Below are 12,044 nucleotides of genomic sequence, written 5' to 3' on the forward strand. Positions count from 1 at the left end.
TCCGCGGCAATCCATGTTAGGCAGCGTATAGGCTGGCCTGTGGTAAACATGGATCGCCACGCTGCGCTCGCGATGACGATGGTGGATTTTTCGGCGGTCTGAGTCGCAGCTACTGCGGCTTTGTTATGGGCTGCGCCTCTGATGCAAAGATCAGAAGTGCGGCTTGTCTGCCTGGGCAGCAAAAGTGGCGGCGGCGTCGGAGATCTCCTTGCGCGCGTCGTCGGCGTTGCCCCAGCCATCGATTTTCACCCACTTGCCTGGCTCCAGATCCTTGTAATGCTGGAAGAAGTGAGCAATCTGGTCGAGGGTCAGCTGTGGCAGGTCGCTGATGTCCTGCACGTCTTTGTAGAGCGGGGTGACCTTGTCGTGTGGAACGGCAATGATCTTCGCATCTTCGCCGCCATCGTCGGTCATTTTCAGCACGCCCACAGGGCGGCAGCGGATCACGGCGCCGGGGATGACGGCCAGAGGCATAACTACCATAACGTCTACGGGATCGCCGTCACCACACAGGGTGTGTGGCACGTAGCCGTAGTTGCAGGGGTAGTGCATGGCGGTACCGAGCATGCGATCGACAAAAATCTCGCCGGAGTCTTTGTCCACTTCGTACTTGATAGGGTCGCCATTGAGAGGGATCTCAATGATGACATTGATGTCGTTGGGCAGGTCTTTACCGGCAGAGACTTGATCGTAGCTCATGATCGGGCTTCCGTGGTCTGGTGAGTGAATTAAGGACGGCGATTCTAACACAAATGATCCGCCCCTCAATTACGACGGAAGGCTAAGGTGGAGGAGGTCATGTGGGGGGCCGGAGAGGTCGGCGGGCTCAGCAGTCGCAGGTAAACCGTGCCTCGTCTTCCAGTCGCATCATGGTCAGGCAGCCGCCCCAGACACAGCCGCTGTCGAGGGCGTAGACATTGGGGGTGTTGCTGACTCCCTGCAGGGCGGCCCAGTGACCGAAGAGGATGCGGTCATGGCGGGTCTGGCGGTGGGGATGGCGGAACCAGGGGGCGTAGCCCGCCGGCAGCGACTCCAGTCCCTCCTTGTACTTCAACTCCAGTCGTCCCTCGGCGTCACAGACCCGCATACGGGTGAAGTAGTTGGTGATCAGGCGCCAGCGCTCCGGGCCCTCAAGTGACTCATCCCAGAGATCCGGCTGGTTGCCGTACATATTGCCCAGGTAGCTGTCCAGCTTCGGTCCCTGCAGCACGCTCTCCAGTTCAGCGGAGTGGCGCAGGGCCTCCTCCAGGCTCCAACCGGGGGGGATGCCGGCATGAACCATGGCAAAACCGAGCTGTGGGTCGTGGTGTACCAGTGGACAGTGGCGCAGCCACTGGTACCAGGGCTGGCTATCGCTGGTCGCGAGGATGGCGTCGAGGGTGTCGCCCTTGCCCGGCAGGCGATGGCCGTAGGCACAGGCCAGCAGGTGCAGGTCGTGATTGCCCAGTACCGCGACGACGTTGTCCCGCCGCGGGTAGAGGTATTGCAGGGTTTCCAGTGATTGCGGGCCGCGATTAATCAGGTCGCCCAACAGCCACAGCTGGTCGCGATCCTCATTGAACTGCACTTGTCGCAGCAGCTGTTGCAGCGGGTCGAGGCAGCCCTGCAGGTCGCCGACAGCGTAGGTGGCCATAGCGTTCCGGCGTCAGAATTCAGTGCAGCAGGTGCGGGGGCACCAGCGCAAAGGTGGGGATGGTAGCGTCGAATTCGTCACCGGTGTCAGTGCACATGGTGTAGGTACCCTGCATGGTGCCGGTGGGGGTCTTCAGCAGGGAGCCACTGGTGTAGGTGTACTCCTGCCCGGGTGCCAGTTGCGGTTGTTCACCCACTACCCCTTTGCCGGCCACCTCCTGCACCTCGCCATTGGCGTCGGTGATCACCCAGCGCCGGCTCAGCAGCTGGCAGGGCTCACCGGAATCGTTGCGGATGGTGATGGTGTAGGCGAACACATAACGCTCTTCCGCAATGTCCGACTGTTCGGGCAGGTAGCGGGTTTTTACGGAGATACGGATATCGGCAGGATTGGTCATTTACGTCTCAGTCTGTGCCTCGCCCGTGGGCGGCGAATTCCTCTTCAGCTCGTCCAGTGTATCACTCAGAGCCACGAACTCGGCAAGGGTGAGATTTTCCGGTCGCACGCCGGTATCAATTTGCAGTGACTCAATAGCCTCCGCTGGCAGCAGCTGTTTGAGGGCGTTGCGCAGGGTTTTGCGACGCTGCTGGAAGGCGGTATTCACCAGCTGTTCCAGCAGTTTGACGTTACGGGCCGGGTGCGGCAGTTGCTGGTAGGGGCGCAGGCGCACAATGGCCGAATCCACCTTGGGGCGTGGATCAAAGGCTTCCGGTGGCACCTCGAACAGGTTCTCCACCTGGCAGTAGTACTGCACCATGATGCCGAGGCGACCGTAGGCTTTCTCCCCCGGCTGCGCGGCCATCCGCTGTACCACTTCTTTCTGCAGCATAAAGTGCATGTCACGAATGCGGTCGTGGTAGCTGAGCAGGTGGAAGATCAGCGGCGTGGAGATGTTGTAGGGCAGGTTGCCCACCACCCGCAGCGGGCCTTTGGGGTTGCCATCTTTGTCCTGCAGCAGCTGGCTGAAATCGAATTTCAGGGCGTCGCTCTGGTGGATGGTGAACTGCGGGTAGTTGGCGATGAACTGCGCCAGCAGCATGGGGATCAGGTCGCGATCCAGTTCCACCACATTGAGCGTGGGGCAGGCGGCCAGCAGCTGCGAGGTGATGGCGCCCTTGCCGGGGCCGATCTCCACCAGGTTGTCGTCGGCCTGGGGGTGGATGGCCTTGACGATGCGGCGGATGATGCCGTCATCTTCCAGGAAATTCTGGCCGAAGCGCTTGCGGGCGCGGTGTTCACTAGCAATCTTCATGGTGCTCACAGGGAGTTGGGTAGCGCCTGCGGCGCCACCGGACTTATTGGGTGGCTGGTATGGCTGGGGCCGGAGGTCAGAATGACCGCTGGCGAGCCATATGGCCGGCGTAATTGATGGCGGTCAGCAGGCTGCCGAGGTCGGCGCCGCCGCTGCCGGCCAGGTCCAGTGCTGTACCATGATCCACCGAGGTGCGGATGATGGGCAGCCCCAGGGTAATGTTGACCGCCTCGCCGAAGCCCTTGAATTTTAACACGGGCAGGCCCTGATCGTGATACATGGCCAGCACCGCATCGGCGCCGGTGAGTACCCTGGGGGTAAACAGGGTGTCGGCGGGCAGGGGACCGATCAGGTTCATGCCCTCGCCGCGCAGGTGCGCCAGCAGCGGCTCAATGACGTCCACCTCTTCGCGCCCCATATGGCCGCCTTCGCCGGCGTGGGGGTTGAGACCGCACACCAGGATGCGTGGCGTATCCGCCCCGAACTTCGATCGCAAGTCCGCATCCAGGATACGGATCACCCGTTCCAGTTTGGCCGGTGTAATGGCCGCCGGTACGTCCTTGAGTGGCAGGTGAGTGGTGACAAGGGCTACACGCAGGCCTTCACAGGCCAGCATCATCACCACCTCATCGGTGTGGGTGCGTTCGGCCAGAAACTCGGTGTGGCCGCTGAAGGGGATACCGGCTTCGTTGATCACACCTTTATGCACCGGCCCGGTGACGTAGGCGTGGCAGGCGCCGTCGACACAGCTGTCGATGGCGGTCTCAAGGGTGCGCAGCACATAGCCGGCGTTGGCGGGGTTGAGGGTGCCGGCCACGCAGGGCGCCTGCAGTGGTACCGGCAGCACGCACAGCTCACCGGCCTGCAGGGGTTGTGGTGCCAGTGAGCTGTCCAGTTCACGTAAGCGCAGCGGCAGGCCCAGCTGGCGGGCGCGGGCCAGCAGCAGGTCCGGGTCGGCCACCGCCACCACCTCATGCTCGCTGGCCTGTTGTGCCAGGGCGATGGTGAGGTCGGGGCCGATACCGGCCGGTTCTCCGGGGGTCAGTGCCAGGCGCAGGGTCATGGCTGTGGCAGCTTGATCTCGACGTAGGCTTCGTCGCGGATCTCCCGCAGCCAGTTAAACAGCTCTTCCTCGTAGCGCTGGTTGCGCAGCAGCATGGTGGCCTGGTTGCGGCGCACGGTTTCGCTCATGTCCTGTTGGCGGCGCTCCTGTACCTGCAGGATGTGCCAGCCGAACTGGGAGCGGAAGGGAGGGCTGACCTGTCCCACCGGTGTGGCATCGATGGTCTTTTCAAATTCCGGCACAAACTTGCCAGGCAGTGACCAGCCCAGGTCGCCACCACTGAGTTTGGAGCCTACGTCCTCCGAATATTGGCGGGCCAGCTCGCCGAAGTCGGCGCCGTTGATAATCTGCTTGCGAAGATCCGCCAGTTTACTCTCGGTCTCCTCCTCGCTGAGGATAGCGGAGGGCTTGATCAGGATGTGGCGTACCAGCGACTGCTCGACAATCTTCTCTTCGGCACCTTTCCTGTCGTAGAGCTTGAGCAGGTGGAAACCGGCGGCGCTGCGCAGCGGTTTGCTGACCTGCCCCGGACGCAGGGGTTCGAGGGCAGCGGCGAACAGGTCCGGCATCTCCGAGCTCTTGCGCCAGCCCATATCGCCACCGCTGAGGGCGTCCTGGCCGCGGGATTCACGAATGGCGGCCTGGCGGAAGTCGGCGCCGCCCTGCAGCTGCTGGTAGAGCTGGTTGGCTTTCGCTTCGGCCGCGGCGACTTCGCTGACGCTGGCGCCGGCAGGAACCGGCACCAGGATGTGGCCCAGGTTGTAGCTGGGGGAGGACCAGAACTGGCCCTGCTTGGAGCGCAGGAAGTTGTTGACCTCCTGGTCCGACACCTGGATACGGCGGTTAACCGAACCGCGCTGCACCCGCTCGATGAGCATGTCGCGACGGATCTGGTCGCGCAGTAAGTCCAGAGTCATACCGTCCGCTTGCAGCCGTTGCAGCAGCTGGGCGCGGCTGAGGTTGTTGGCCTGCTGCATGCCATTGATGGCATCGTCCAGCTCGGCCTCGCTTATAGTGATGCCGGCGCGACGCGCCATTTGCAGCTGCAGGGACTCCACAATCAACTGCTCCAGGATCTGCTGCTGCAGCACCTCTGCCGGGGGCAGGTTGGTCTGCTGTTTGGAGCGCAGCTGGTTCACGATCATCTGGGTGCGCTGTTGCAGTTCGCTGGCCATGATGACGTCGTTGTCCACCACTGCCACCACCGAATCCAGCGGCACCATGGCCGCCTGCAGGGCCGAGCTGCCGGCGAGAAGCGCCACGCCCAGCAGGCGTCGGCAGGATTGGGTCAGTGTTCGTATCATCATTGGATTCCGTTATCTCGTTGTTCGTAGCCGACAATCCCGTCACTGAGGATGCCGCTCACTTTGCTGCCGATGCTGCCCATGCCCTTCAGCTGGAATTCCAGGAAGATGCCGCGGTCCTCTTCCAGGTCCAGTGACTCAAGCACATTGGCATTGGCGTTATCCAGCCATTTACGGGCCACCAGGCGCACACGATAGCAGCAGTCGTTGTATTCGACGCCGATCAGCGTCTCCAGTTCACGCTGATGGGTAAAGTCGTAGTTGGCCCGGCCAATGGCGTTCCAGTCGCCGGCGATGGGCCAGACAAAGGAGAAGTCGCCCTGTTCAATGCTCTGCTCAATCTCTTCATTGAGGATACCATCACCATCCAGGTCCGTGGGGTCGCTGGGCAGGGGCGGGATGCGGTCGTAGCGGTAGCTGAGGTTGAAAATGCGGTATTGCTCGTCCAGATAGCGCAGGCTGACGTTACCGCGGCTGACCCGGTCGCTGTTGTCGGCGTCCCACATCACTTCGGAGTTGAAGCGCAGGTACTTGCCCAGGCGGGCGCTGATCTGGGCGGCGTAGTCCGAATTGCTGCGCTGGTTCTCCGCCTGCGCCAACGCCTGTGCCTCGGTGAGGTCGATGGCGATGGCGCGGTCATCGTGGTAGAAGACCTGGCCGACGCTGGCGCTCAGGCGCTCAATACCTGTGCTGCTGTCGATGAAGCGGGAGGTCAGCCCCACCGACAGGCGGTTGTCATCGTCGATACGGTCGCTGCCGGAGAAGCGGCTGTCGCGGAACAGCTGGCTGTAGCCAAAGGTGAGGTCGTTGGTGTCGAAGTCCACGGTGCGCAAGCGCCCGGTGCCGACATTGATCAGCTCGTCCTGGTTTTCCCGGTCGCTGTAAAAGTAGAACAGCCGAGGTTCAAAAGTCTGTACATAGCCATTGCCGAACAAGTCACCTTCGCGCTCGAAGAACAACCCTGTGTCCAGGCTGCCCTGGGGTACGGTGAACGACGGCGTGTCGTTGGCGCCGGCCTGCAGGTATTCGTCATCCAGGCTGTAGCTGAGGTGCTTCAGCTTGACGCCGGGGCGGAAGAAGCCCCACATCCAGCGCTGGTCCCAGGTGAGGGCGTAATCCACCCGCAGCCGTTCACCGGTGATGAGACCGTCGCGGTCCTTGTCGCGGTGATCGAAGGCGGTGAAGTCGTGATCCAGCTGCAGCTCAAAATCCGACGGCATACGGTAGTGGCCATCCAGGGTGAGGCGCGGCAGCTGCTTGTACTGCTGTTCGGCATCGTCCCACAGCTTCTGGTATTCGGTGGCTTCGGCCTGCAGCAGCCAGTGCTCGCCACGATAACCGGCGGTGCCGTATTTCTTCAGCTGGCTGGTGCTGTTGACCTCCAGCGAGGTGGTGCCCAGGTCGCGGAAGTAGTCCACGTCGCTGACCGCGGTGTAGTCAATTTCGGTAAACCAGCGCGCCTGGCGGCCTCCCTGCTGCTCCACGCCCAGCAGCCAGCGATCCTGGCCGCGGAAGGGGTAGGCCTCTTCCTCGGTAATGACACCGTCGTCGATCAGGTCCTCAAGGTCCTGGTCGTCACCGCCGGAGTCATCGGCGAGCCAGGCAGCACTGACCACGGTATCGAAATGGGTCGACATGTGGCGTAGTTCAGTCTCCAGCATCTCGCCGCGGTCACTGATGAAACGCGGGGTCAGGGTCATGTCATAGTTGGGTGCCAGGTTAAGGTAGTAGGGCACCGACAGATCCACGCCACCATTGTCAGAGGAGCTGATGGAGGGGAACAGAAAGCCTGATTTGCGCTGGTCGCCAATGGGAAACCGCAGGTAGGGCGTGTAGAACACGGGCACGCCGGCCACGTGCAGGCGCACGTGCTTGCCCCAGCCCTCGCCGATATTGGGATCGAGGGTGAGTTCGGCGCTGTGCAGCGACCAGGCGTTGCCGTCCGGCTCACAGCGGGTAAAGCTGCCGTCTTCGAGGGTCAGCACCTTCTCCGGTGTCATCTGTACTCTGGCGGAAGCGCCGCGCAGGTGAGCCTCGTGCAACAGGTAAGAGGCGTCTTCCAGTTCCGCCGCGCCGGTGTCCATATCCATGGCCGCGCGCTCACTGGTGATCAGCACACCTGGCTCGCGCAGCAGTATATTGCCGCTGAGGGTGCCGGTGTTGCTGGCTTTATCCAGTTCGGCGCGATCGGCCTGCAGTTGGCGGTAGCCCTGGGTCAGTTTGACATCGCCCTGCAGCACGGCGGTGTTCTGCTGCAGCCAGCGGGAGCTGTCAGCCTCCGCCCGCAGGGGCGCTGCCTCCGGATCGAGGGTGGCTTCACTGTCGCTGCGCTCGGGGGCGATGTAACTGCCGCAGCAGCCGGCGGGCATCGCGGCCAGCTGCTCGGGGGTCAGGTCTTCTTCCGCCACCCAGTCGATCTCGGCGGCGCTCAGGCCGCGGGTGCTGCGGGGGCCGGACTGAGGGGGCGGGGTGCTGTGAGGCGGGCGCTTGTAGGCGGGGCCCGGGGCAGGCTTCTCATCACAGGCCCAGCTGTCACCGGCCGGCTTGCAGTGCCACTGCATATTCTGCTCGGCGGCCTGCAGCGGAGTAACAGGCAGGCTTGCCAGCACGCCCAACGCCAGCAGTCGCGGAGTCTGATGGGGTCTGAGTGCGCGTTGAATCTGTTGCCGTAACAGCGGCGTCCGTCGGGCCATTGGCGGGACAATCCTGTGAGTTTTATCGCATTATTCGAAATTAAGGGGGCGATTCTACTTGGGATGCTCACAATAGGCTACCGCGGCCCGGCGCTCAAAATAGCCTTTGCCGGGTGTTGTGCGGCGACAGGTGAGCATCTGCTCGCGCTTCGTTTACAATGGCCGCGGTTTCTTCAATTCACCGCCCCCAATCACCGCTTAAGGTACAGACTTGAACACAGAACAGATCAACGCTTTGCAGCAGTGGGCAGAACAACGGCTGGAGCAATTGGGCATCGGGACCGACGGTGCCCTGGTGCTGACGCCCCTCAACGGCGATGCCGGTTTCCGCCGCTATTTCCGTCTCAATACCCAACAGCCGCTACTGGCGGTACTGGCGCCGCCGGAGACCGAGGACTCCGCAGCGTTTGTGGCCATTGCCCGCTACCTGCGCTCCCAGGGGGTGATGACCCCGAAGATCCCGGCGGTCGACCTGCAACATGGCTGGTTGCTGGTGGAGGAGCTGGGCCAGCGTCTCTTCAGTGAAGTATTGCTGGAGGAGCGGGACTTGGTTGAGCAGATGTACGGTGATGCGCTGATGACCCTGCTGCGGCTGCAGCAGTGCCCCACCATTACCATGCCGGCCGCTGATGGCGATGGCATGCACACCCTGCCAAGGTACGACTCCGCCCGGCTCAACAGCGAGATGGCTCTGTTCCATGAGTGGTTTGTGCCGCAGCTGCTGGGTTACCAGCTCTCCGCCGACGAGCGCGAATTGCTGGATGCGGTCTACCTGCAACTGGAAAGCGCCGCCCTGCAACAACCGCAGGTGTGGGTGCACCGCGACTACCACAGCCGCAACCTCATCTATCGCGACGGTCAGGCGCCGGGGGTGATCGATTTCCAGGACGCGGTGCGCGGCCCGATTACCTATGACCTGGTCTCCCTGTTGCGCGACTGCTACATCCGCTGGCCGCGGCAGCAGGTGGAGAAGTGGGCGCTGGCCTATGGTGACATGGCTGTCTCCGCTGGCCTGATGGCGCCGGTGACCCAGCGCGGTTTCCTGCGCTGGTTCGACCTGATGGGGCTGCAGCGTCACCTCAAGGTGCTGGGTATCTTTGCCCGCCTGTGGCTGCGCGACGGCAAGGCCGGCTACCTGCGCGACCTGCCTCTGGTGATGCGCTACACCCTGGAGGTAGCAGAGGGTTATCCGGAGCTGCGCGACTTCACCTACTGGTTTAAGGAGAAACTGCTGCCCCTGTGTGAACAGCAGGAGTGGTACAGCGACTACACCTGCGCCGGGGAGTCACAGGTTTGAAGGCAATGATCCTGGCGGCGGGTCTGGGCAAGCGCATGCGCCCGCTCACCGACACGCTGCCCAAGCCGCTGCTGCCGGTGGCGGACAAGCCGCTGATCGACTATCACATCGAGCGTCTGGTCGCGGCCGGTGTGCGGGAACTGGTGATTAACCTCGCTTACCTGGGGCATCTGGTAGAGGCTCACCTGGGCGATGGCAGTCGCTGGGGTATCACTATCCACTACAGCCGGGAACCGGAGCCGCTGGAAACTGCCGGCGGTATCTGCCGCGCCCTGCCACTGCTGGGTGAGGAACCGTTCCTGCTGGTGAACGGCGATGTCTGGAGTGACTGCCCGTTTGCGCCGCTGCTGGGCATGACCCTGGCGGAAGGCCAGTTGGGGCACCTGCTGCTGGTGCCCAATCCCGGTCATAACAGTGGCGGCGATTTTGACCTGCGCGAAGGTCGCCTGATCCGCAATCACAAACCCGGTGGCGGCTACACCTTCAGTGGCATCAGCCTGCTGCATCCGGCACTGCTCACCGGCTATCCCCGGCGGCGGGATAACTTCCCACTGCGGGAGGTGTTTGATTACGCCATCGAACAGCAGGCGCTGGGTGGTGAGGTATTCCGTGGCCAGTGGTGGGACATCGGTACCCCCGAGCGGCTGCAGGCCCTGGACCAGCAACTGCGCACTGGTTGATTCCTGACCGGTGTTGCTGGGAGCCGCTGGCGGCTTCCGGTACAATGCGCCGCTTTGGTGGCCGTGACACCCGCGCCCCGTGCCCGGCTTCGGGTTATTCCCTACTCCCCAGATTTAACCGCAGGTAGAGTCTATGCAACAGGAATTCAAAATCGCCCCATCCATTCTGGCCGCAGACTTTGCGCGCCTGGGAGAGGAGGTGAGCGCAGTGCTGGCCGCCGGTGCCGACATCGTGCATTTCGATGTGATGGACAATCACTACGTGCCCAATCTCACCATTGGTCCCATGGTGTGCAAGGCGCTGCGCAACTACGGTATTGAGGCGCCCATCGACGTGCACCTGATGGTGGAGCCGGTGGACGATATGATCGGCCAGTTTGCCGATGCCGGTGCCTCTATTATTACCTTCCACCCGGAAGCCTCCCGCCATGTAGACCGCTCCATCCAGCTGATCAAACAGGCCGGTTGCGAGGCGGGGCTGGTGCTCAACCCCGCGACGCCGCTGGAGACCATCAAGCACGTGCTGCCGCAACTGGACATGGTGCTGCTGATGTCGGTGAACCCCGGCTTCGGTGGTCAGAAATTTATCCCCTACACCCTCGACAAGCTGCGCGAGGCCCGCGCCGCCATCGATGCCATCGGCAAACCCATTCGCCTGGAAATTGACGGTGGTGTGACCGCCGATAATATCCGTGAAATCGCCGCCGCTGGTGCCGACACCTTTGTGGCCGGCTCTGCCATCTTCGGCAAGGACGACTACGCTGCCGCTATCTCCGCTATGCGTGCCGAGCTGGCGCAGGCAAAGTAAATACGATGGAGTTTCGCAGCCGTTTCCCTCACCCCCCGCGCCTGGTGATGTATGACCTCGACGGCACCCTGGTGGACAGCGTGCCGGACCTGGCTGCCGCGGTGGATGCCACCTTGCTGGAGCTGGGTTTTGCCTCGGCTGGCGAACAGGCAGCCCGCGGCTGGGTGGGTAACGGTGCGGAGATGCTGATGCGTCGCGCCCTGGCCCACGGCCAGGGTGTGGCGGCAGAGTCGGTGGCGCAGCGGGATGTGGGTCATGGCCTGCAGCGTTTCCTGCATCACTACGCCCGCAGCAGTGGTGAGCACTCCCGCCTCTATCCCGGTGTAGCGGAGGCACTGCAGCTGTTGCAACAGCAGGGTTGCGTGCAGACGGTGGTGACCAACAAGCCGGCGCAGTTTGTGCCCGACCTGCTGGCCGATCTGGGTATCGATGGCTACTTCGAACGCTGGCTGGGCGGAGACAGCCTGCCGGTTAAAAAGCCCGATCCGGCCCCCCTCAACCACCTGCTGCAACTGTGTGGTGTGGAACCGCAGGATGCCTTGATGGTGGGAGACTCGGTCAACGACATCGGTGCCGCCCGCGCCGCCGGTGTGCCGGTGCTGGCGGTGACCTACGGCTACAACCACGGCCGCCCGGTAGAGCAGGAGCGGCCGGACTGGCTCACCGATAACCTCAATGAATTCCTGTCTGCCGCGCTGCAGGCCGAGCCCTGCTGAATGCCAGGGCTGCGCTGATCGGAAATCGGCCGCCGGCCGGGCTTATCAGAAATCATAAATCAGCAACTTCTCCATCTTCCCTTTCAGGTAGCGATCCACATACTCCACATGCAGCGGGTGCTGCAGATAGCCGGGCAGCACACTGCTGTCCTGCAGCTCGATATGCACACCAAAGGTAAAACTGTCGTCCACCACCGGGCGTTCACTGGGCAGTGGCGGGCCGGCTTTCACAGCCACCACGCCGGGGATTGCGGTGAGGTCCGCGCTGTGGGCCATGGCGGCTTCAATATCACTGGTGCTGGCGTCAGCTTTCATCCAGATCATCACCACATGGCTGAGCGTGGCGGCTTGCAGTGGCAGGCTGGTCAGGAGTGTCAGCAGCAGGAGGCCGCTGCGCAGGCGAACGGAGGTAAAGGCTGAATTCAGGGGCATGTCCATATCTCCTGGGTGGCGACCGGTCGCGGGTGTCGGGCCATCACGTGGGCAACGACACCCTGCTTTAAGTGGCATTCACGGGTGAAATTGGGTAAAACGTAGAATCTCATGCCAATTTCTCTAAGAAGTGGTGTTTTTATAACACATTAGAAAGCTTGCGCCT

12 protein-coding genes are annotated in these 12,044 nt (G+C 62.6%); 4 read left to right on the plus strand and 8 right to left on the minus strand.

Annotation, left to right across the window (positions count from 1 at the left end; all coding sequences use genetic code 11):
- Positions 1-150 precede the first annotated feature (150 nt).
- From ppa to GSF27_RS13230, 7 genes are all read right to left on the minus strand, one after another.
- Entirely contained in the window at positions 151-699 is a 549-nt protein-coding gene (ppa, locus tag GSF27_RS13200) for an inorganic diphosphatase (RefSeq protein WP_160969863.1), read from the minus strand.
- A gap of 127 nt (positions 700-826) precedes the next feature.
- The gene (locus tag GSF27_RS13205; RefSeq protein ID WP_160969865.1) at positions 827-1,633 is read right to left on the minus strand and encodes a symmetrical bis(5'-nucleosyl)-tetraphosphatase; all 807 of its coding nucleotides are present in this window, start codon (positions 1,631-1,633) and stop codon (positions 827-829) included.
- A gap of 19 nt (positions 1,634-1,652) precedes the next feature.
- Entirely contained in the window at positions 1,653-2,030 is a 378-nt protein-coding gene (gene apaG / locus GSF27_RS13210; protein WP_160969867.1) for a Co2+/Mg2+ efflux protein ApaG, read from the minus strand.
- Positions 2,031-2,885: a 16S rRNA (adenine(1518)-N(6)/adenine(1519)-N(6))-dimethyltransferase RsmA gene (gene rsmA, locus GSF27_RS13215; protein WP_160969869.1), complete on the minus strand. Its 855-nt coding sequence runs from the start codon at positions 2,883-2,885 to the stop codon at positions 2,031-2,033. It lies immediately after the preceding gene.
- A gap of 76 nt (positions 2,886-2,961) precedes the next feature.
- Entirely contained in the window at positions 2,962-3,948 is a 987-nt protein-coding gene (gene pdxA, locus GSF27_RS13220; protein WP_160969871.1) for a 4-hydroxythreonine-4-phosphate dehydrogenase PdxA, read from the minus strand.
- Positions 3,945-5,255, minus strand: a complete 1,311-nt coding sequence (locus tag GSF27_RS13225) for a peptidylprolyl isomerase (protein ID WP_160969873.1) — start codon at positions 5,253-5,255, stop codon at positions 3,945-3,947. The genes pdxA and GSF27_RS13225 overlap by 4 nt, the downstream gene beginning before the upstream one ends.
- Positions 5,252-7,945 (minus strand): LPS-assembly protein LptD, encoded by a 2,694-nt coding sequence (locus GSF27_RS13230; protein ID WP_160969875.1) that lies wholly within the window; start codon positions 7,943-7,945, stop codon positions 5,252-5,254. Before GSF27_RS13230 ends, GSF27_RS13225 begins: the two co-directional genes overlap by 4 nt.
- 211 nt (positions 7,946-8,156) lie before the next feature.
- Here GSF27_RS13230 and GSF27_RS13235 point away from each other — a divergent pair, with 211 nt between their 5' ends.
- From GSF27_RS13235 to GSF27_RS13250, 4 genes are all read left to right on the plus strand, one after another.
- Positions 8,157-9,242, plus strand: a complete 1,086-nt coding sequence (locus tag GSF27_RS13235; RefSeq protein WP_160969877.1) for an aminoglycoside phosphotransferase family protein — start codon at positions 8,157-8,159, stop codon at positions 9,240-9,242.
- Positions 9,243-9,247: 5 nt separating this feature from the next.
- Positions 9,248-9,922: an N-acetylmuramate alpha-1-phosphate uridylyltransferase MurU gene (murU, locus tag GSF27_RS13240; protein ID WP_160970230.1), complete on the plus strand. Its 675-nt coding sequence runs from the start codon at positions 9,248-9,250 to the stop codon at positions 9,920-9,922.
- A gap of 133 nt (positions 9,923-10,055) precedes the next feature.
- Entirely contained in the window at positions 10,056-10,730 is a 675-nt protein-coding gene (gene rpe, locus GSF27_RS13245) for a ribulose-phosphate 3-epimerase (protein ID WP_160969879.1), read from the plus strand.
- A gap of 5 nt (positions 10,731-10,735) precedes the next feature.
- Complete coding sequence (locus GSF27_RS13250) at positions 10,736-11,446, plus strand: phosphoglycolate phosphatase (protein WP_160969881.1); 711 nt, start codon at positions 10,736-10,738, stop codon at positions 11,444-11,446.
- Positions 11,447-11,491: 45 nt separating this feature from the next.
- Here GSF27_RS13250 and GSF27_RS13255 read toward each other — a convergent pair whose 3' ends face one another.
- Positions 11,492-11,878: a Dabb family protein gene (locus GSF27_RS13255; RefSeq protein WP_160969883.1), complete on the minus strand. Its 387-nt coding sequence runs from the start codon at positions 11,876-11,878 to the stop codon at positions 11,492-11,494.
- Positions 11,879-12,044: the final 166 nt, after the last annotated feature.

The organism is Pseudomaricurvus sp. HS19, from assembly GCF_009857815.1.
In the GTDB taxonomy this organism is placed as follows: Bacteria; Pseudomonadota; Gammaproteobacteria; order Pseudomonadales; family Cellvibrionaceae; genus Pseudomaricurvus.